This window comes from Vreelandella sp. 162(4c), from assembly GCF_058152265.1.
In genome coordinates this window covers 4,615,486-4,634,306 of record NZ_CM176981.1, presented here as the reverse complement: position 1 = coordinate 4,634,306, position 18,821 = coordinate 4,615,486, and the positions used below count along the sequence as shown (strand labels likewise).

Annotated in this window: 19 protein-coding genes; 10 read left to right on the top strand and 9 right to left on the bottom strand. The window is 54.2% G+C overall.

Annotated elements, in window-relative coordinates:
* Positions 1-7: 7 nt before the first annotated feature.
* The 3 genes from trpC to AC4EYZ_RS21295 are packed head-to-tail and all read right to left on the bottom strand — an operon-like array spanning position 8 to position 2,513.
* The gene (gene trpC / locus AC4EYZ_RS21305) at positions 8-811 is read right to left on the bottom strand and encodes an indole-3-glycerol phosphate synthase TrpC (protein ID WP_161463654.1); all 804 of its coding nucleotides are present in this window, start codon (positions 809-811) and stop codon (positions 8-10) included.
* 9 nt (positions 812-820) lie between these two features.
* Positions 821-1,840, bottom strand: coding sequence for an anthranilate phosphoribosyltransferase (trpD, locus tag AC4EYZ_RS21300; RefSeq protein ID WP_027958429.1), 1,020 nt, complete (start codon positions 1,838-1,840; stop codon positions 821-823).
* A 37-nt stretch (positions 1,841-1,877) separates the two neighbouring features.
* Entirely contained in the window at positions 1,878-2,513 is a 636-nt protein-coding gene (locus AC4EYZ_RS21295) for an anthranilate synthase component II (RefSeq protein ID WP_474192243.1), read from the bottom strand.
* 383 nt (positions 2,514-2,896) lie between these two features.
* On the opposite strand from AC4EYZ_RS21295, the gene AC4EYZ_RS21290 reads away from it, so the two are divergent.
* On the top strand, positions 2,897-3,811 hold the full coding sequence (locus AC4EYZ_RS21290; RefSeq protein WP_022522808.1) for a metal ABC transporter substrate-binding protein: 915 nt from the start codon (positions 2,897-2,899) through the stop codon (positions 3,809-3,811).
* Between the two features lie 18 nt (positions 3,812-3,829).
* Here the strand turns inward: AC4EYZ_RS21290 and AC4EYZ_RS21285 are convergent, their stop codons facing one another.
* Positions 3,830-4,573: a phosphoglycolate phosphatase gene (locus AC4EYZ_RS21285; RefSeq protein WP_009287986.1), complete on the bottom strand. Its 744-nt coding sequence runs from the start codon at positions 4,571-4,573 to the stop codon at positions 3,830-3,832.
* A 103-nt stretch (positions 4,574-4,676) separates the two neighbouring features.
* On the opposite strand from AC4EYZ_RS21285, the gene AC4EYZ_RS21280 reads away from it, so the two are divergent.
* Entirely contained in the window at positions 4,677-5,975 is a 1,299-nt protein-coding gene (locus AC4EYZ_RS21280; protein ID WP_009287985.1) for an NAD(P)/FAD-dependent oxidoreductase, read from the top strand.
* Between the two features lie 21 nt (positions 5,976-5,996).
* Here the strand turns inward: AC4EYZ_RS21280 and rpe are convergent, their stop codons facing one another.
* On the bottom strand, positions 5,997-6,689 hold the full coding sequence (gene rpe / locus AC4EYZ_RS21275; protein ID WP_039860090.1) for a ribulose-phosphate 3-epimerase: 693 nt from the start codon (positions 6,687-6,689) through the stop codon (positions 5,997-5,999).
* A 252-nt stretch (positions 6,690-6,941) separates the two neighbouring features.
* Between rpe and cysP the strand changes: the two genes are divergently transcribed.
* The 4 genes from cysP to AC4EYZ_RS21255 are packed head-to-tail and all read left to right on the top strand — an operon-like array spanning position 6,942 to position 10,751.
* On the top strand, positions 6,942-7,952 hold the full coding sequence (cysP, locus tag AC4EYZ_RS21270) for a thiosulfate ABC transporter substrate-binding protein CysP (RefSeq protein ID WP_141440889.1): 1,011 nt from the start codon (positions 6,942-6,944) through the stop codon (positions 7,950-7,952).
* A 26-nt stretch (positions 7,953-7,978) separates the two neighbouring features.
* On the top strand, positions 7,979-8,833 hold the full coding sequence (gene cysT, locus AC4EYZ_RS21265; RefSeq protein WP_027958424.1) for a sulfate ABC transporter permease subunit CysT: 855 nt from the start codon (positions 7,979-7,981) through the stop codon (positions 8,831-8,833).
* Positions 8,833-9,660: a sulfate ABC transporter permease subunit CysW gene (gene cysW, locus AC4EYZ_RS21260; RefSeq protein ID WP_022522802.1), complete on the top strand. Its 828-nt coding sequence runs from the start codon at positions 8,833-8,835 to the stop codon at positions 9,658-9,660. Before cysT ends, cysW begins: the two co-directional genes overlap by 1 nt.
* Entirely contained in the window at positions 9,657-10,751 is a 1,095-nt protein-coding gene (locus AC4EYZ_RS21255; RefSeq protein WP_027958423.1) for a sulfate/molybdate ABC transporter ATP-binding protein, read from the top strand. The genes cysW and AC4EYZ_RS21255 overlap by 4 nt, the downstream gene beginning before the upstream one ends.
* 62 nt (positions 10,752-10,813) lie before the next feature.
* Here AC4EYZ_RS21255 and AC4EYZ_RS21250 read toward each other — a convergent pair whose 3' ends face one another.
* Positions 10,814-11,422: an alpha-ketoglutarate-dependent dioxygenase AlkB family protein gene (locus tag AC4EYZ_RS21250; RefSeq protein ID WP_474192768.1), complete on the bottom strand. Its 609-nt coding sequence runs from the start codon at positions 11,420-11,422 to the stop codon at positions 10,814-10,816.
* Between the two features lie 280 nt (positions 11,423-11,702).
* Between AC4EYZ_RS21250 and AC4EYZ_RS21245 the strand changes: the two genes are divergently transcribed.
* Together AC4EYZ_RS21245 and AC4EYZ_RS21240 are read left to right on the top strand one after the other, a co-directional pair.
* Entirely contained in the window at positions 11,703-12,593 is an 891-nt protein-coding gene (locus AC4EYZ_RS21245; protein WP_474192769.1) for a DMT family transporter, read from the top strand.
* Positions 12,594-12,886: 293 nt separating this feature from the next.
* The gene (locus AC4EYZ_RS21240; RefSeq protein ID WP_009287978.1) at positions 12,887-13,480 is read left to right on the top strand and encodes a YajG family lipoprotein; all 594 of its coding nucleotides are present in this window, start codon (positions 12,887-12,889) and stop codon (positions 13,478-13,480) included.
* A 49-nt stretch (positions 13,481-13,529) separates the two neighbouring features.
* On the opposite strand, the gene AC4EYZ_RS21235 is transcribed toward AC4EYZ_RS21240, so the two are convergent.
* The 3 genes from AC4EYZ_RS21235 to AC4EYZ_RS21225 all read right to left on the bottom strand — a co-directional run bounded on the left by AC4EYZ_RS21235 (position 13,530) and on the right by AC4EYZ_RS21225 (position 15,270).
* Positions 13,530-14,162, bottom strand: coding sequence for a class I SAM-dependent methyltransferase (locus tag AC4EYZ_RS21235; RefSeq protein ID WP_009287977.1), 633 nt, complete (start codon positions 14,160-14,162; stop codon positions 13,530-13,532).
* A 54-nt stretch (positions 14,163-14,216) separates the two neighbouring features.
* Positions 14,217-14,852 (bottom strand): TIGR04211 family SH3 domain-containing protein, encoded by a 636-nt coding sequence (locus tag AC4EYZ_RS21230; RefSeq protein WP_009287976.1) that lies wholly within the window; start codon positions 14,850-14,852, stop codon positions 14,217-14,219.
* An 88-nt stretch (positions 14,853-14,940) separates the two neighbouring features.
* Entirely contained in the window at positions 14,941-15,270 is a 330-nt protein-coding gene (locus AC4EYZ_RS21225) for a DUF1820 family protein (RefSeq protein ID WP_022522794.1), read from the bottom strand.
* 208 nt (positions 15,271-15,478) lie between these two features.
* Between AC4EYZ_RS21225 and AC4EYZ_RS21220 the strand changes: the two genes are divergently transcribed.
* Both AC4EYZ_RS21220 and AC4EYZ_RS21215 read left to right on the top strand, forming a co-directional pair.
* Positions 15,479-16,702 carry an ATP-grasp domain-containing protein gene (locus AC4EYZ_RS21220; protein WP_009287975.1) on the top strand — a complete coding sequence of 408 codons (1,224 nt, stop codon included), beginning with the start codon at positions 15,479-15,481 and terminating at the stop codon, positions 16,700-16,702.
* 30 nt (positions 16,703-16,732) lie between these two features.
* Positions 16,733-18,805: a hypothetical protein gene (locus AC4EYZ_RS21215; RefSeq protein ID WP_009287974.1), complete on the top strand. Its 2,073-nt coding sequence runs from the start codon at positions 16,733-16,735 to the stop codon at positions 18,803-18,805.
* The last annotated feature ends 16 nt before the right edge of the window (positions 18,806-18,821 follow it).

Sequence of the window (18,821 nt, the reverse complement as noted above, 5' to 3'; positions counted from 1 at the left end):
GGGCTACTTAGAAGAACAAACGCTTAAGTGCCAACCCCGGATCACTTTCGCGCATAAAAGCTTCGCCAACCAGAAAGCCGTTAACATTGTGGTCACGCATTAGCTCAACGTCATCGCGGGTATGAATACCCGATTCGGTAATCACCGTGACGCCCTCAGGAATGCGCGGCAACAGATCCAGGGTGGTATTCAAGCTGGTTTCAAAGGTATGCAGGTTGCGGTTATTGATACCGACCAGCTTTAGATCCAGTGTCAGGGCACGCTCAAGCTCGTTGGCGTCGTGTACCTCGACCAACACATCCATACCCAACTGATTGGCCTGCTGATGCAGGTCGCGCAGTTGAGCATCATCCAGGGCGGCGACGATCAGCAGAATACAGTCAGAACCAATCGCCCGCGCTTCACAGACCTGATAGCCATGGGTGATAAAGTCCTTGCGAATCACCGGCAGCGTGCAGACGTCCCGAGCGGCAATTAGATAGTCTTCATGGCCCTGGAAAAAGTCGGCGTCGGTAAGCACAGAGAGACAGGCAGCACCGCCCTGGGCGTAGCTTTTGGCGATATCCGAGGGGTGAAATTCTTCGCGAATAACGCCTTTTGAAGGTGAGGCTTTTTTCACCTCGGCGATAATCGCCGGATCACCCGTTGCGATGCGCGTATTCAGCGCCTCAATAAAGCCACGCGGGGTGCTCTGCTGCTCTCCTAACGCGAGCAAATCCGCCTCTGAAACGGCCTGACGGCGCTCTGCCACTTCCTGGTCTTTGCGAGCAAGAATGCGCGTTAAAATAGTCGGCGTTGCCTGTTGAGTCATGGTGGTCTCTTACTGTTTAAAAACGCTGGTGAAGTGCGAAAGCTCTCTAAGCTTCTCAAGCGGCAGTTTAGAAGCTTGCGCGTCCTGGGCTACCATCACACCCTCTTTTAACGTATCCGCAACGCCCGAACAGTAGAGCGCGGCCCCTGCATTTAGCGCGACCATATCGGCAGCGGCACCTTCACCGGAAAGCGCGGCCTTAACCAAGCGCAGGCTGTCTTCGGCGCTGGCGGCTTTCAGCGTTGCCAAGCTTTGGCGCTCAATACCCAGCTCTTCGGGTGTAATGGTGTACTGGGTAATCTCACCCGCTTTAAGCTCGGCTACCAAGGTGGGGCTGGCCAGAGATATCTCATCCAGGCCGTCCTCGGAGTGAACGACCATCACGTGGCGGCTACCCAAGGTTTGCAACACTTCCGCCATCAGCGGCACCAGCTCCGGCGCGTAAACACCCAGTACCTGATTGGGAGCACCAGCAGGATTGGTCAACGGGCCCAAAATATTAAACAGCGTGCGCACGCCCATTTCACGGCGGGGGCCAATGGCATAGCGCATGGCCGGATGATGATTAGGCGCAAACATAAAGCCTACACCCACCTGCTCGATACAGCGCGCTACCTGGTCAGGCTTGAGATCCAGGTAGATGCCCGCCACATCGAACAGATCCGCACTACCCGATGAAGACGAAACGCTTCGGTTGCCATGTTTGGCCACATGGGCACCAGCGGCAGCGGCGACAAAACTGGCGGCGGTGGAAACGTTAAACAGGTTGGCACCATCGCCACCGGTGCCGACAATGTCCACAACGTTTTCAGCACTCAGTTCAACGCGCTTCATCAACTCGCGCATTACTTGAGCAGCGGCGCTAATTTCCGCGGCACTTTCACCTTTCATGGCGAGGCCTACTAACAGGCCACCAATTTGTGCATCGCTTGCATCGCCGGTCATTATCTGACGCATCAAAGCGTGCATGGCATCGAAAGAGAGGTCTTCGCGGCGCATCACCGCATTAATCGCATCTCGCATTTGCATGAGCAGAGGGGCCCCTAAAAGCGTGTGAAACCGGCTATCAGCCGCGTTTTAAAAAGTTGGCCAACAGCTCATGGCCTTGGCGGGTAAGAATTGACTCGGGGTGAAACTGCACCCCTTCAATATCCAACTCGCGGTGACGAAACCCCATGACTAAACCGGGGGTTACGTCGTCATCGCCTGTCCAGGCAGTGATTTGTAAACAGTCGGGCAGGCTCGCTTTATCGACCACCAGGGAGTGATAGCGGGTAACCTCAACCGGGCTATCCAGCCCTTCAAACACGCCTTGGTTAGCATGCAGCACAGCGGAGGTTTTACCATGCATCACCTGCGGTGCGTGCACGACCTTGCCACCATACACTTGGCCAATTGCCTGATGGCCCAGGCAAACGCCTAAAATAGGCAGCTTGCCTGCAAAATGTTTGATGGCGGCCATGGATATGCCCGCCTCGTTGGGTGTGCAGGGCCCAGGTGACACCACCAGGTGTGTCGGCGCCAGCGTTTCGATCTGCTCAATAGTGATTTCGTCATTGAGGTGAGTGATGACTTCGGCGCCAAGCTCACCCAGGTACTGGACAATGTTGAACGTGAAACTGTCGTAATTGTCCAGCATCACCACTTTTTGCGCTGACTGTTCCTGTGATGGCTGTTTATGCACCGACTGAGCTTGCGCCATTGCCCCACTTACTCCGTTGCGTCATTTCGACCACAGATTAAACCGCTAATGGAGTGATGATACCGCAACCGGGCACTCCCTTGCAGGGGTTAAGTGTCAACCAGCCCCCTCCCCTTTAGACCACCAGCGCTATGGGCGATAAATCACAGCTTTGGGGATGCCCGCCGATGCCGCGAACAAGAAACCGTTCAGCCAGTCATAAGGCACGCTATGCTTAGGAGTGTAATACTATTCAGCATAGTGGCACTTTTCACTTGAGGGAATCCTCCCTTGGGTAATACTTCTTGCGGCCTCGCATTGCAGTGGAACTGGCAACGGGCCACCGCAGTCTTTATTATCTGCCGTCTTTTTCGATAGTTTTTTTAGCTAGTTAGGAGCGTGGGATGTCAAAGTGGTTTACCTGGGTGTGGGCGCTCTTATTCGTCGCGCTGATAAGCGCTGCGCCAGCTTATGCCAACACAACGCTGCGCGTAATTGCCTCCTTTTCAGTCATGGAGGAGCTGGTCAAACGAGTGGCGGGTGACACTGTCAGCGTCAATGTCATTGTGCCACGGGGAGAAGATGTTCACCGTTGGGAGCTAACCCCACCCAACGTACTGGCGTTAGAAGAGACGCATATTGTGTTTTATAACGGGCTTGGACTAGAGCCTTGGATACGCCATGTTGAGGCGATGTCTGACGACCGGCTAACGCTAGTGGAAGTGGCTAAAAAGGCCGACTATACGCCGCTGACGATTTCCACCGGGCAGTATAAAGGCGAGCCAGACCCGCATATGTGGATGGATCCAGAGGGCGCTGCAGCCTACATCGATGTCATTGCTGAGACCCTGGCCGAGCATCTACCCGAGCAAGCCGATGCGTTTTATACCCGCGCTGATGAGGCACGCAAGGCGCTGAACAATCTTAACCAAGCGGTAAAAGAGCGGCTTGAAGGTATTCCACAAACTAACCGCACATTACTAACCAGTGAGGCAGGTTTTGGTTATTTTGCCCGCGCCTACGCCTTTGATGCTCAAGGGGTGTGGGGGGTTAACCACGAGACCCAAGGCAGCGCCCAGGCAATGGCCAAGATCAGCGAACAGCTTGCCGAGAAACGCCCCCCTGCGCTGTTTTTTGAAAGCACTACACCTAGTATCCATATGGACGCCCTGTCCCGGGAGGCTTCACTGCCCCTAGCAGGTCCGCTGTATGTCGACTCGCTGAGCGGTGAAGATGGCCCCGCTGCCAACTACGCGGACATGCTGCGCCATAACGCTGAAGTGATGCATACCGCGCTAGGGGGCGCCACGGCCGAGTAAGTAAGCGACCGACCAAGCCTAGTCAATGACCTTTGTGGGTCGAGGTGCGTTCAACAGCAATTCAGTTAACGAACTGAGCACTAGGTCGGGATGGCTATTCTCTATCGGCTCCCCATGGTTATAACCATAGGGCAGCGCCAGAGTAGTAAAGCCTGCCGCCTTTCCAGCCGCCATATCGTGACGTGAATCGCCGACCATCACACATTCAGTTGGCGGTATTTGGCAATAGTGCGCAGCGTGAAGCAGCGGCAATGGGTGGGGCTTCTTTTCGGCCAAAGAATCACCGCCGAGACATAGGGTAAAATAGTTCAGCAGCTCGAAGTGATTTAACAGCGGCTCAATGAAGCGTTCGGGCTTATTGGTAATCAGCACCAGGGTCAGACCTTGCTGGTACAGCGCCTCTAGGGCTTGCTTTACGCCAGGGTAGAGTGTTGTCAGGGCATTAGGTGCAGCGCCGTAGTGCCCCATAAACGCATCATAGGCGCGCTGTTGCAGGCTAGGTTCTGGCGGGGCTTGCAACGCCCAGGTCAGAGCTCGTTCCACTAATACCGGCGCGCCATTGCCCACCCAATCCCGCACCTTTGCCTCATTCGGCTCGGGTAAATCCAGCTCGCTTAACGTGCGTGCCACGGCGGCGGCAAGGTCGGGTACTGAATCGATCAGCGTTCCGTCCAAGTCGAAGGCAATTAGCCGTTTTCCCTGTAGCACTGGGTGTCGTTCTGAGTAGTGGCTTGGATGTATTTTCAATGCGCTCTGCCCCATTTTGATTTAAAAACCATTTTACCTGCTCAAAGCAAACGTTCGCATTAGTCAGACGCATCAGAACCTTCTATGCTGGGGCTAATTTAGTTAAGGAGGTAGTGATATGCCCACTCCCAGAATCGTGGTTGTCGGCGCCGGTGCTGGCGGCTTAGCCCTTGCCACACGATTAGGCCGCACCTTGGGTAAGCGCAAACGCGCAGAAATTGTGCTGCTAGACCGCAATACCACCCACGTATGGAAACCGCTGCTCCACGAACTGGCCACCGGTGTACTGAACTCCAGCATGGACGAGGTGGATCTTCGCGGGCATTCATCGGCTCACTTCTACCGTTATCAGCGCGGTTCGCTAACCGGCATTAATCGCGAGCAACAGACGCTGCAATTAGCGCCGATTCATGATGAAGATGGGCAAGAGGTACTACCCGCCCGCGAGCTTGCCTATGACTATCTGGTCATGGCCATAGGCAGCGTTTCCAACGATTTCGGCACGCCCGGCGTGACAGAGCACTGCCACTTTATTGATTCACCCGAGCAGGCCAAGGCGTTCCAGCGCGATATGATCAACACCTTTCTGCGCTATACCGACCCCAACCTACGCCAACATACTCAGTTAACCATTGGCATCGTCGGCGGCGGTGCAACAGGGGTAGAGCTTGCGGCCGAATTATTTGACGCTTCGCGCATGCTCAATGCCTATGGGGTGACGTCCGTGGATCACCAGCAAATCAGCGTACACCTACTGGAAGCGGCGCCGCGCTTGCTTCCAGGGCTTTCTGAGCGGGTCAGCCAAACTGTCAAAACAGAGCTTGAGAGCATGGGCGTAACCGTCCATACCGATACCGCCGTTAAAGAAGCTCAGGCGCATCAGTTGATCACCGGTGACGATGAAGTGATCAAGACCGATATCAATGTGTGGGCAGCGGGTATCAAAGCGCCGCCGTTTTTGGCGGAGCTAGGCCTGACAACGAATAAGAAAAACCAAATTGAAGTAAAAAGCACCCTACAAAGCGTCGATGATGAGAAAATTTTTGCTCTAGGCGACTGCGCCAGTTGCCCGATGGGTGAAAGCGGCACGGTGCCTCCTCGCGCCCAGGCTGCTCACCAGCAGGCTAAGCTGCTCGCCAAAAACCTGGTCAATAAACTGGAAGGCAAACCGCTAGCCGACTTCCGCTACCGCGATCACGGCTCACTGGTATCGCTGGCCCGCTACGATGCGGTAGGTAATTTGATGCGCAGCTCCGCCTCCCGCGGCCTGTTTTTAGAGGGCTGGCTGGCTCGCCAAGCCTATGCATCGCTCTACCGCATGCACCAGCTCTCTATTCATGGGGCGCCGAAGACGGGGCTGGCCTGGCTGGTCGATAAGCTTAATCGTTACTTAAAACCGCGCATGAAATTGCACTAAACGACACTTGACACTGACTTTTTACTTGGCCAGCGCCGCTCGCATCTGCTTGATCACCGTGTCATAGCCGTGCGGGTCGCTGGCTTGGTGGGCGCTGAAAATGGCGGAACCTGCCACAAAGGTATCGGCGCCCGCTGCGGCGATCTCGGCGATGTTATCCACTTTCACCCCACCATCGATTTCCAATCGAATAGGCCGCCCTGACGCATCAATACGCGCCCGCGCTTCGCGCAGCTTGTCCAGCGTGCCGGGAATAAAGGATTGCCCACCAAAGCCTGGGTTGACGCTCATCAGCAGCACCATATCGACTTTATCCATCACATAGTCGAGATAGGAGAGCGGCGTGGCCGGATTAAATACCAGGCCGGCTTTGCAGCCACCATCACGGATCAACTGCAGCGAGCGATCAACGTGCTCAGACGCTTCCGGATGAAAGGTGATATAGCTGGCACCCGCCTCAATAAAGTCGTTGATCATGCGGTCTACCGGCTTAACCATTAGATGCACGTCGATGGGCGCCGTGACGCCATGGTTACGCAGCGCCTTACACACCATGGGCCCAATGGTCAGGTTGGGCACATAGTGATTATCCATGACGTCGAAATGCACCACATCCGCGCCTGCAGCCAGCACGTTATCCACCTCCTCACCCAGCCTGGCAAAGTCAGCCGATAAAATAGAGGGTGCAATCAAGAAATCCTGCGCAGCGGTCATATTCCATTCCTGCTTATCAATCAGTAGACGAAGGGTAGTCACTCGATATACCTGCGAATGTGCAGGCAAGAGAGCAAAGCCAGGCCGCTATCTTAGCAGAGCTGCTTAGCAGAACCACGTATCAGCTCTTTGCATGGCATCACACATATATTCTTAAATAGAATATAAAACATGATTGTAATTCCACATTGATAGATTTAATCTTGCCAATATTGCGACACTAAGCGCCTACTGTTTTTAAGGAGTTTCTCTATGGCACTGCCAACAATTTTCCGCCGCAGCCTGATTGCTATTGCGTTAGGCGTTACGGTAAGTGGAACCGCCGCCGCCCAAGAGCGGGAGCTACTTAACTCATCTTACGATATCGCTCGCGAGCTGTTTGCTGCGATCAACCCCGAGTTTCAAGCCTGGTGGCAGGAAGAACACGGTGAAGAGATTGCCATTAGCCAGTCTCACGGCGGCTCTTCCGCACAAGCCCGTGCCATCCTTCAGGGTTTACGTGCCGATGTGGTGACCTTTAACCAGGTGACCGACGTGCAGGTACTTGCCGATGCTGGGCTGGTGGCCGAAGATTGGCAGGATGCCTTTGAGAACAATGCCTCCCCCTACTACTCCACCACCGCCTTCCTAGTACGTAAAGACAACCCTAAAGGAATTGAGAGCTGGGACGACTTAGTCAAAGAAGATGTACAGATGGTCTTCCCCAACCCGAAAACCTCGGGTAACGGTCGTTATACTTACTTAGCCGCCTGGGGCTTTGCCGAGAACGAGTTCGATGGCGATGAAGAGCAAATCGAAGAGTTCATGCGCACCTTCTTAGCCAACGTAGCGGTGTTTGATACCGGCGGTCGTGGCGCAACCACCAGCTTTATCGAGCGTGAAATTGGCGATGTACTGATTAGTTTCGAGTCTGAAGTCAACAACATTCGCAAAGAGTATGGCAGTGACGACTACGAAGTCATCGTGCCACCCGTTAGCATTCTGGCAGAGTTCCCCGTTGCAGTGGTCGGCGAAAACGCAGAGCGCAACGGTAACAGCGATTTGGCCCAGAGCTATCTTGAGTACCTCTACACAGAAGAAACTCAACGCCTACTGGCAGGCTTCAACTACCGAGTGCATAACGAAGCCGTGGTCGAAGAGTTCGCCGACCAGTTCCCTGAAACCGAACTGCTTGAAGTGGATGAAGTGTTTGGTAGCTGGGATGAAGCCATGGAGACCCACTTTGAGGGTGGTGGCCTTCTCGACCAGTTGCAGCGCCGCTAATATTCACTCATGAGCCAGCCTGAACTATGAGTCAACTTGCCTCCTGGCGAACCGGCAGTACCCGTGTGCTGCCGGGTTTTGGCCTTTCTATGGGTATCAGCGTGCTGTTTATCTCGCTGGTGCTACTACTCCCTATTACGGGCCTGTTCGGTCAGTTAGCGGAGCTTAGTTTTGCCCAATACTGGGCGATCATCACCGAAGGACGCGTGGTTGCCAGCTATATGGTCACCATTGGCGCGGCAGCCGTTGCAGCGATTATCAACGCCATATTTGGCTTATTGCTGGCGTGGGTGTTAGTTCGCTACGAGTTCCCTGGCAAGCGCTTACTCGATGCCTTAATGGACCTCCCCTTCGCGCTACCCACCGCAGTGGCAGGCATTACGTTGGCAACCCTTTATGCCAGTAGCGGCTGGATGGGTGGATTGCTGGAGCCGCTAGGGTTTCAAGTCGCTTATACCTGGGTGGGCATCGCCCTGGCCATGGCCTTTACCAGCATCCCGTTTGTGGTGCGCACGGTGCAGCCGGTGCTGGAAGATATGCCAGTGGAAGTCGATGAAGCCGCTATGTCATTGGGTGCTACCGACGGCGTGGCCTTTCGCCGCGTGATCTTGCCGCATATCTGGCCTGCCTTGGTGACCGGCACGGGGCTGGCGTTTGTTCGTTCGCTAGGCGAGTTCGGAGCGATCATTTTTATCGCCGGTAATATGCCTTATGAAACGGAAATCACCGCGCTGATGATTTTCGTCAAGCTGCAAGAGTATGACTATGCAGGGGCCTCGGCGATTGCTTCAGTGGTGCTGTTTGTCTCGCTGGCGCTGCTACTGGCCATTAATATTTGGCAGGGCCGCTTTGTGCGCCGTCTGCATGGAGGTAAGGGGTAATGCGTCGAATTGGTGATGCGCCGCTTATCCGGCGCCTGCTGATAAGTGCCGCTCTGGTGCTGTCAGCACTGTTTTTACTGCTGCCGCTGGTGGCCATTTTTGCCCAGGCATTCTCCCAGGGCGTTATGGTTTTCTGGTCGAACGTCAGTAACACCTTCACCCTGCACGCGATTGGTCTGACGCTGATGATTGCGCTACTGACCATTCCCGTGTGCCTGGTATTTGGCGTTGCCCTGGCGTGGCTGGTCACGCGCTTCAGCTTTCCTGGGCGGCGCATTTTGCAAACGTTGATCGATATCCCCTTTGCGGTCTCTCCCGTTGTCGCGGGTCTGATTTACCTGCTGCTGTATGGCCGCAACGGCTGGATCGGCACTTGGCTGGACGGCCATGATATTCAGCTGATGTTTTCTTGGCCGGGCATCCTCATGGTGACTATTTTTGTTACCTGCCCCTTTGTGGCCCGGGAACTGATCCCGTTGATGCAGGCCCAAGGCTCCCGTGAAGAAGAAGCAGCCGTGACGCTTGGTGCTTCCGGATGGACGACCTTCCGTCGTGTCACACTGCCCAACATCCGCTGGGCACTGCTGTACGGCGTTATCCTTACCAACGCCCGTGCGGTGGGGGAATTTGGGGCTGTTTCAGTGGTTTCCGGCGCTATACGCGGCAAGACCAATACGCTACCACTGCACCTTGAGCAGCTGTATCAGGATTATAATGCCGTGGGGGCGTTTGCCTGCGCGGCGCTACTCGCCTTTATTGCCCTACTGACGCTCGCCGCCAAGGCCGGGCTGGAATGGCGCGCAGCGCGCCGGGAGGCATTTGCATGAGCATTCACTTACACAATATCGCCAAGCACTTCGGCACTACCCAGGCGTTAGAGCCGATCAACCTGGATATTCACGAAGGCGAGCTGGTCGGCCTGCTTGGCCCTTCGGGCTCGGGTAAAACCACGCTGCTGCGGATTATTGCTGGCTTGGAAAATGCCGACCGCACCGCACAGCCCAGCAAAATTCTGTTTGGCGACCGCGACGTGACTAATGTACATGTGCGCGACCGGCGAATTGGCTTTGTTTTCCAGCACTACGCGCTGTTTCGCCATATGAGCGTCTACGACAACGTGGCCTTTGGCCTGACCGTGTTGTCGCGTAAACGCCGCCCCAGCAGCGGTGAGATTCGCGCCCGGGTGTTTAGGCTACTTGAAATGGTCAAGCTGGAGCACCTCGCCAACCGCTACCCTGCTCAGCTTTCCGGCGGCCAGCAGCAGCGAGTATCGCTAGCCCGTGCCTTGGCAGTGGAACCGGAAGTACTGCTGTTGGACGAGCCTTTTGGCGCACTTGATGCCAAAGTGCGCCAAGAGTTACGCCGCTGGCTGCGCCACCTGCATGACGAGTTCAATTTCACCAGCGTCTTTGTCACCCACGACCAGGAAGAGGCGCTGGAGCTTTCCGACCGCGTCGTAGTCATGAGTAACGGCCGCATTGAGCAAATTGATACTCCCGATGAGCTCTACCGGGAGCCCAAAAACCGCTTTGTGTTTGAGTTTTTAGGCGATGTAAACCATCTGGAAGGCAAAGTGACCAACGGCGTACTCACCTGTGGCGACGCCTATTGGCACGTGGATCTACCCGATGGTCATGAAGAGCTGCTGCTACGCCCCCATGAAGTGCGGCTAACCGAGCAGCCCACCTCTGAGAGCCATCTACCGGTCACTATCACGGCGATCTCGCCGGTGGGCGCAGAAGTGCGCGTGGAGTTGGAGGCGGATTGGCTCGCCCAGCCTTGGCTGGCTACCGTGCGCCATACTGACTTTGAGCACTTGGCGCTTCGCCGCGGGCAACGCTTATTCGCCCACCCCCGCCACTGGCGACGCTTTCCCAACGCTGAGTCGAAAGCAACGGAGCAAAGCCGCGTGGCATAACGCTACGGAAGCGCTAGCTGCCCTAAATGGAGCAGCTAGCGTTGACGTTTCATCGCATTAGCTCAAAAACGCATTTGCCTAAAGGTCAGGCTCACCCGCGGCTCAACATCTTTCTTGGTTTTAGGCAGGCTATGTAGCCAGTTTTGTTGTGTAGTACCTTTCATAATTAACAGACTGCCGTGCTCTAAATTAAGCGACACGCTCTCCCCTGTTGGCTTATGCTTAAACGAGAATTTCCTTGCGCCGCCTAGGCTCAACGCCCCGATTGATCCTCTCTCAACAAGGTCTTTTTCGGCGTCACTGTGCCAGCTCATGCCTTCATCGCCTGAGCTATAAAAATTACCCAGACACGAATTAAACATTTCCCCGCAGTGGCTCTCCACCACCTGCTTAATCTCTCGTAAAAAATCAGGCCATACTAACGCCATCTTTCTATATCCTGAGTATGTATAGGAAACCGGCTTATCCGCATACCAGGCTATTTTCCTCTTTGTAACGATCTCTTTGCCGTAAATAAACGCACGATCATGCTCCCAGGTTAATTCGCTTAGGCATTTATCCAGATACATATCGGCGGTAACTGTATCCAAGACTTTGCCGTGGTAGTAAACCTCACCATCCCTTGGGAGCAGATTAATCAACTTCATATCGTCGTTTTCAAACAGATCCATTTTCACCCCTCTAATGCCCGAAGCCGCGGAAAGCGGCGCCAGCCGCCCCGTGGCACGAAGCCAACCCCGACGCCTCAAACCATAAGCCTTCACATTCCGGTTTAAAAACACGTAACAAGAGCAAGAAACGGTTTTTTTCGATGCTATCAAAAGCCAATACTGCATTGCCATGGAGCAAAAAACCAAGACACACCCTGACCACTCCAGGTAAAAAACTTAAAAAAGCCAACCATCACTTAGCGGCTTGAGGCTAAGAGAAAATCTTGAAAAGGGACATAAAATGAGAGCAATAGACTATATACGACTGCTGTCGCTAGCCGCTATCTGGGGAGCAAGCTTCCTTTTTATGAGAATCGCCTCACCGGCGATAGGCCCAATCAACACAGCATTTTTTAGAGTCTTTTTTGGCCTCATTGGTTTGGCTTTTATCATCGTTATCATACGTAAAAGCCTGGCGTTCAGAGGCAAACTAGGCAAAATTTTGATTTTGGGTGCTATAAATTCAGGCATCCCATTTCTTATGTACAGCATAGCAGCAACACTACTACCTACTGGCTATTCAGCGATTCTAAATGCGACAACGCCTTTAACAGGTGCCATGATTGGCTTTTTTATCTTTAGCGAGAGTTTAACTATAAAAAAATGGCTGGGCGTAACGCTAGGAATTGTTGGCATCACTGTGGGTGACTCAAGTATCGTTGGCAACATCTATATTGGCGTGGCTGCCTGCATGATAGCCACTATTGGTTACGGCTTTGCTGGCTTTCTTACCCGCAAGTGGATAACCCAACAGGGTGGCCTGGATTCAACGCTGGTTGCGTTTGGCAGTCAAATAGGCGCTACCGCTTTTCTCAGCCCTTTTTTGCTTTGGAATATTTCATCTGGCCCCACTATCGACTGGCTTCAAGGTGATGTGTGGATCAGCCTGTTCGCAGTCGGCTTTTTATGCACCTCCCTCGCTTATATCCTTTATTTTAGATTGATTGCCGACATTGGGCCGTTACGGTCACTCACCGTTACATTCTTGGTGCCACCCTTCGCTGTGTTATGGGGCTTTTTAATCCTTGATGAAACGATTTCCAGCGGATTCTTACTTGGCTCTTTGATCGTTTTACTTTCCGTTTGGCTAATCGTGAGTCCCGATTCTCAAAAAAACAGCCTAACGAGCTAGGATTTGTACGAAAAGTCGGCAAGCGAAGACTAGACAAGGCAAAAATCAACGAGAAAGCGGAGTTTACGGGGTGTAAATGAGCATTTCGAGGCGATTTTTAACGCGGTATTGTCGAGCGCAGGCAGTTTTCGTACAAAGCCTAGCTTGCTTCACTGCTTTCGCATTCACAACGGTGTGCAAAGGCAATATACAGTGAGACATTGGAAGTGATTGAGCAAAGCCGCATCGCCAGAACATACCGCCAACGCGCTACCCGCGTTATACTGGCGTTTTAGCCATAGCGGAGGAAGACCATGCTTCGGCGTCACTTTTTACGGATTTCGGGTGTACTGCTTGCCAGTGCATGGCTTGCTGGTTGCGCAAGCCCCCAATACTTACAACTCAGCCCTGAACGCAGTGCCCAGGTGCCGCAAGTTGGCTCAGGCCAGCAGGTGACTGTGATTGCCCAGGATGGACGCGAGAGCGACATTATTGGCAATCGAGCAGGCGGCGGCATGTCGACGGCGCATATTACCGTGAGCAGCCACGAGTTAATTCCCCGTCTCCAAGAAGAAGCTGAGCGCGCGGTACGCGATATGGGCTTTAGCCCCACCACCGAGCAGGCCGAAGGCCGCCCGAGCTTAACCCTGGAACTTGCCAGCCTGAACTACGCCCGTGGCGACAGCGGCCAGCCACTGGTAGATGAAGCGCGTCTTGAAGGCGTTTTCCGCGCTATTGCTAAAAACAAGGGCACCACCTATACGGGCACCTACACCTCGCGCCGTACCCAGGGCTACGCCCTTAAGCCCGATGCCGACAGCAACGCACGGATGCTTAGCGATCTACTTAGCGATGGCATGAACCGCGCCTTTAGCGATCCAGAACTGGGCAATTTACTCGCACGCTAAGATTACCCATTATAGAAACACCTCTGACACGGGCTGCGCCTCTTTACTTCTAGAGCCGCGGCCCGCGTCGTTCAAGTGCCCATACGCTTTCCGTTCGGCCACGCTCATCGGGGCTGCCCTGTTCCAGAAACGTCAGTATGAAGTTGGGGGTGAACAGGCTTTCGATTTCGCTGTTGGGCACGCTATAAGGCGGCCCAGCACTGCCCTCAGGATGCGACAAACTAATCAGCAACCCCTTGGCACCAGGCGGCACCAACTGAGCGAGGTGAAACGCATAGCGCTGCCTTGTTGCAGGTGGCAACGCTATCAGCGAGGCGCGATCATAAAACGCCCCGATCTCGGCGGCTTGCTGGATATGCAGGTGAAAAAAGTCCCCGCACCATAGCTCCACGCTGCCTTGGCGGGAAATCGTAAAATCTGCCTGACGGTAGCGGGATACCGAGGTGCTGCGCTGAGCCAAAAACTGCTCAATGGCTTCCGGGGCAAACTCAATTCCCAGAACGGGATAACCCTCGTCTGCCAACCAGCGCATATCAAGACTTTTACCGCACAGCGGCACCAATACCTTGGTGCCTTTAGCAACGCCGAGCGACGCCCAATGACGCAGCAACGCCGGGTGCGCCTGCTGCAGGTGAAAGCCAATACGCCCTTCTTGCCAGCGCTTGCGCCATTGATCGCTCATTATTTGGCCACCGTGAAGTCGATTGCACTAGCGAAGAGGAGGCTTATCGCACCGTTAAAACCAGCGGTCACGCTTTTTACGCCGCCGCGGTAGGTGCGGCACAATCAGGCCCACCAACAAACCTGCGCCAGCCACACCGCCGCCATACATGAAGTAACGCATCAGCAGGTCTTCTTCCTGGGTTTCCAGCCGCGCTTGGAGCGCCCTAACTTGCCGGCGGGACTGCTCCGCTTGCGCATCCAGCTCTTGGTTGCTGGCCTCAAGCTCGGCAATGCGACTCTCACGCAACTCTAGAGTCTCAGTCATTGAGGCCGTACGCTGTTCCCAGGTTTCATTGATACCCTCAAGCTCGGCGGTGAGTTCCTCTACCTGGGCTTCTAACGCAGGTAGCTGTTCAACCGCACTGGGTGTTTCTTGAAGCTCATTGCTCAACACCCAGACCGCATTGCCATCACTGTTGCGCACTCGGGTGTAGTCACCGCTGGTTTCCAGCACCTCTACCTGCTCGCCTGCGTTGAGCGTGCCAATAATGCGGTAACCATCAGTTGGGCCGCTGCGCACATAGGTGCTCAGTTCATCGGTCACCCAGGCTTGGTTAGCAGATTGGGCAGTGGCATTGAGGCTGGTAACACTGAGTAAAATGCCAGCCGCAGCGGCGTAATTTCGATAACGAGTTCTATTTACTAGCATGACATCATGTCCTGATTAAAAACGCTGCAAGGCGGACGAAGCCAACAGCGCTTATCGCCTAACTTAGCGGTGCGCTTGTCTCATACGCTTACCCTTCTCCGCGCGGGGGCAACGGAAAGGGACGGGGGAACTCCGCTACCCGAGTATCGGTTTTGACCGCTTTCAATGGTCCTTCGCGCTCTACTTCATCAATGCGCACAATCGCATTTAACGGTAGGTAGCTACGCTTGACGCCATCAAAGGTTCGTTGCAATTTTTCAGTTGCAGGGTCAACCACTACCCGTGAAGCATCGTCAAAGACAAACTCCTCGACTTCAATAAAGCCCCAGAGTTCGCTTTGAAAGATTTCTCGGACGTATAAATCCCAAATTTCACCCTGCTGGTGGACCACCACACGGTAGATCGGCTTGGCCGCCATCTTGGCCTAATCCTCTTGCCATTCGTACATTAAAAGTTGAACCGCCTAGCTTACCATATTCCCATCGCCGCGCCTTTAGGCTTAACCCTTAGCAAGCTTAGCGTTAATACGACGGACAAAGCGCTCATTAGCCGGGCATGCGCCTCTCATGTATGGTAGCTAGCGTGGTTTAGCAATAATATTTTTTCACCAAGTAGGAGTCATCAACATGCAGAAGGATCCAAATAAGGGCTATATCGCTCTGTTAGGCTGGAGCCTCAATGCGATTGAAGCGGCCGAAAATTTTGACCGTCGCTACATTGTCGTTGCACCTGATTGGGCGGAAGAGTATTGCCAAAAACACGACATTCCCTACGTGCCTTGGAATTTCGAGCGACTCAATGACCGCTCAATGGAAATTGCCGAGACGCTTAAAGAGAAAGGCGTCGATGTCGCCATTCCGCTCTACGAAGAGACCGTTGAATGGGCCGGGGCCATCAACTCTGTGCTACTGGATAACCCGCGCCTTTACGGTCAGTCGTTGCTGCTACGCGATAAAGCGTTGATGAAGCGTCGCGCCCAACTCGGCGGCATCCGTGTGGGTATTTTTGAAGAAGCCCACGATAAAGAAGATGTCGTGCGCTTCCTAAAGCGCGTTAACCAGACACTGCTTAAGCTGGACGGCGACCCCAACGACCCGATTCACCTTAAAGCGTTTGATAAAGCAGGCTGTCTTGGTCATCGCGTTATTCGTACCCCAGATGAAGTCGATACCATCCCGGAAGAAGAGTTCCCGGTACTGATGGAATCGCACCTGGATGGCTGGGAATTTGCCGTTGAAGCATGGGTTCACGATGGCAAAATCGCTTTCTTGAACATCTCAGAGTACGTGACGCTGGGTTACTCAGTGTTTGTGCCCGCATCGCCTGAACTTGAGATTTATCGCGAGCAGATCACCCAACAGATCGAGAAGTTAATTAAAGCGTTCGACATTGAGTTTGGCTTGATCCATCCGGAATACTTTGTCACCAGCGATGGTGAGATGTACTTTGGCGAAGTAGCTTACCGTCCGCCCGGCTTCAAGGTATTCGAGCTGCTAGAGCGTGTTTACGGCTTCAATGCTTACCAGGCTTCCATGCTGGTGTTCGACCCGAAAACCACGAAAGAAGAAGTGGCCACGTTCTTTCCGAAAGAAGTGGTCGATGCCGATGGCTTTGCCGGTTGCTTTGGCGTTTACCCCCGCCGTCGTGTGGTCAGCCGCTTGGAAATTCCCGAAGAGACCGAAGATCACCCCTACTTCGAGTCTCATGAGCTAACCTCACCAGTAGAAGAAACCGTTACTAAACGCACCGCGTTTGGTACCCATTGGGGTCTGGTCTACTTCAAAGGCGAGGATGCGCATACGATTCGCGATCTGCTAAAACGCCAAGAAGACCTCGACTTCTATGTATAATCCCCGCTAACGCTGGGATAAGGAGTCACCGTGGAGACAGATCAAGTGACGTCTTCTCAAGAAGATAGCAAGCTCAATGGATTGTTGAGCAAATTTGATGACGCCGTTCGCCTGCTTACCCAGGCGCCCGCCTTCTCAAAACCCGCCAAGCTGCCGCGTGTGATGGACACTGCGCGTCGAGTACTGCTTCAGGACGGCGGTTGTGCAGCACTGGAGACCCGCGCGCAAGCGTTTGAGGACTCCGGTGTATTTTTGGGCTCCGATTGGGAAACACCCCAATATTTGGTGCCGACTCTGACAACCTTCTCGCTGAAAAGCGCGGATGCCAATGTTGTCGTCATTGAGGCGCTAAGCGAGCTTCGGCTCCTAGCTGTGGCTAAAGGCAATTTTGAGCATCCACTGGTATCCGCAGAGCATGCTCACCATTACCTGACTCAGGTAATGGCGATCAATTTGTGGCTACTGTTTTTACCGCCCAGCGAGGCGGAGCGGGAAACCCAAGGGCGACTGGCGACCATCCCACGCCAGCTTTTTCAGCATTTAGCTGAACGAATCGGCTATGAGCATATCGTTGACCGCCTGATCGATGAGATTTGGCGCATTTTAAAACAGCGCCCTATTCAGGTTGATTCGATCAAACAGATGATCACCCAAATTGCGCTGTGTCAGGCCAACCCGGAAATTGATCTTGGCGCCAGCGGCCAGGGCGCCGACCGCCTGGTGAGTTCGCTTTATGGCCCAACTCAAGCCTGTCGTGAAGACCCTGGGGTCGACGTTTACCGTGATCGGTTAGAACGTATGGATCAGGCTGCTTTGCAGGCTGAATCCACCGGTTTCGCCCGGGCGATGCACGACACCGGCCTGGTATCGCCATATCACGCCGTATTACTGCGTCATCTACTCGAAGAGGGGGATCACTTACTCTCCGAAGCACTGGGCCTTTCATCTACCGGCCGCGACTGCCTGCTCTGCTACCGCGAGCTTGTTCAAGCGCTAATTCGTGGCGGCGTTTACCCTGCTACCGCTCAAGCGGTTTACGGCCTGGCGCTGATGCTTGAACGCGGCATTCTCTATCAGCCGCCGGTAGCACCGGCAATGTGGCGTCAGCTTAATCTACCGCTATCAGAGTGGGCACAGTCGCGACTCTCCATGGCCTATGGCGACACTGTTTCTCCCCGGGCACGCTTGATTGAGGGCGTGCTCTGCATGCTGGGATTACCGCTAGGCGTTGGTCAGGGCAACAACCCTACCTGCCAGTCGGCACGGGCACTCTCCATGTGGGCCTATAACGACCCAGATTACCTGCTGCAGATGGTGGCCTGGGCGGCCCGGGATGACGAAATCATTATGCATTTTGAAGGACAAGCCATTTCATCAATGGCGAGTCTCTCAGGTGTGGCGACCCAGTTACCCATCGATCTCGACCCGGTTTCGCTGATTGTCGTGCCGCACTTGGATCGAATTTATGCCGAAATGGGCCGGCGCTGCATTGGCCGTGAAGGTGACCCTCACCGTTGGGTGAATCCTGAATTTCACGGCTGGTGGTCTGGCCGCGGCTTTCGCATCAATGTCGACGTTGCCACCGGTCAACTAAGCGATGTGGACGACTTTATACGCCACTTCTTCGCTTACTATCACCCTTATTACAATGGCAACCAGCCGCTGATTCACCCTCAGCCAGCGGGCATTGCGGTCACCGATAGCGCGGCGCGTTTTATCGGCTGGCACGCGATTACTATTTTGCGGGCCTCTCTCGACCCCTCTGATGTTATGCGGGTTTACTTCTATAATCCCAACAATGATAGCGGGCAGGATTGGGGCGATGGCGTCATTGTGAGTACATCGGGCAATGGTGAACGTTTTGGCGAAGCCTCGCTGCCTTTTGAGCGCTTTGCATCGCGGCTGTATATTTACCACTATGATCCCCTGGAGCGCGTTGACATCGCCGACGTCACCAGCGAAGAGGTGGAAAATGTCAGACACTTCCTGCATCGGAGCTGGGGAGCCTCGCGCCTTCCACCTACCGAGCTACAGGCGGATCAAGGCTCCAACTCAACCCTCCCCCATTCACCGCTACCCGAAACGCCTCGCGACGAAGGGTAACAAGTACGCTTAGCGA

What these genes read in the sequence shown, in the direction of transcription:
- trpC (WP_161463654.1), bottom strand. Translation starts at nt 811, where the DNA reads ATGACTCAACAGGCAACGCCGACTATTTTAACGCGCATTCTTGCTCGC.
- trpD (WP_027958429.1), bottom strand. Translation starts at nt 1,840, where the DNA reads ATGCAAATGCGAGATGCGATTAATGCGGTGATGCGCCGCGAAGACCTC.
- AC4EYZ_RS21295 (WP_474192243.1), bottom strand. Translation starts at nt 2,513, where the DNA reads ATGGCGCAAGCTCAGTCGGTGCATAAACAGCCATCACAGGAACAGTCA.
- AC4EYZ_RS21290 (WP_022522808.1), top strand. Translation starts at nt 2,897, where the DNA reads ATGTCAAAGTGGTTTACCTGGGTGTGGGCGCTCTTATTCGTCGCGCTG.
- AC4EYZ_RS21285 (WP_009287986.1), bottom strand. Translation starts at nt 4,573, where the DNA reads ATGGGGCAGAGCGCATTGAAAATACATCCAAGCCACTACTCAGAACGA.
- AC4EYZ_RS21280 (WP_009287985.1), top strand. Translation starts at nt 4,677, where the DNA reads ATGCCCACTCCCAGAATCGTGGTTGTCGGCGCCGGTGCTGGCGGCTTA.
- rpe (WP_039860090.1), bottom strand. Translation starts at nt 6,689, where the DNA reads ATGACCGCTGCGCAGGATTTCTTGATTGCACCCTCTATTTTATCGGCT.
- cysP (WP_141440889.1), top strand. Translation starts at nt 6,942, where the DNA reads ATGGCACTGCCAACAATTTTCCGCCGCAGCCTGATTGCTATTGCGTTA.
- cysT (WP_027958424.1), top strand. Translation starts at nt 7,979, where the DNA reads ATGAGTCAACTTGCCTCCTGGCGAACCGGCAGTACCCGTGTGCTGCCG.
- cysW (WP_022522802.1), top strand. Translation starts at nt 8,833, where the DNA reads ATGCGTCGAATTGGTGATGCGCCGCTTATCCGGCGCCTGCTGATAAGT.
- AC4EYZ_RS21255 (WP_027958423.1), top strand. Translation starts at nt 9,657, where the DNA reads ATGAGCATTCACTTACACAATATCGCCAAGCACTTCGGCACTACCCAG.
- AC4EYZ_RS21250 (WP_474192768.1), bottom strand. Translation starts at nt 11,422, where the DNA reads ATGGATCTGTTTGAAAACGACGATATGAAGTTGATTAATCTGCTCCCA.
- AC4EYZ_RS21245 (WP_474192769.1), top strand. Translation starts at nt 11,703, where the DNA reads ATGAGAGCAATAGACTATATACGACTGCTGTCGCTAGCCGCTATCTGG.
- AC4EYZ_RS21240 (WP_009287978.1), top strand. Translation starts at nt 12,887, where the DNA reads ATGCTTCGGCGTCACTTTTTACGGATTTCGGGTGTACTGCTTGCCAGT.
- AC4EYZ_RS21235 (WP_009287977.1), bottom strand. Translation starts at nt 14,162, where the DNA reads ATGAGCGATCAATGGCGCAAGCGCTGGCAAGAAGGGCGTATTGGCTTT.
- AC4EYZ_RS21230 (WP_009287976.1), bottom strand. Translation starts at nt 14,852, where the DNA reads ATGCTAGTAAATAGAACTCGTTATCGAAATTACGCCGCTGCGGCTGGC.
- AC4EYZ_RS21225 (WP_022522794.1), bottom strand. Translation starts at nt 15,270, where the DNA reads ATGGCGGCCAAGCCGATCTACCGTGTGGTGGTCCACCAGCAGGGTGAA.
- AC4EYZ_RS21220 (WP_009287975.1), top strand. Translation starts at nt 15,479, where the DNA reads ATGCAGAAGGATCCAAATAAGGGCTATATCGCTCTGTTAGGCTGGAGC.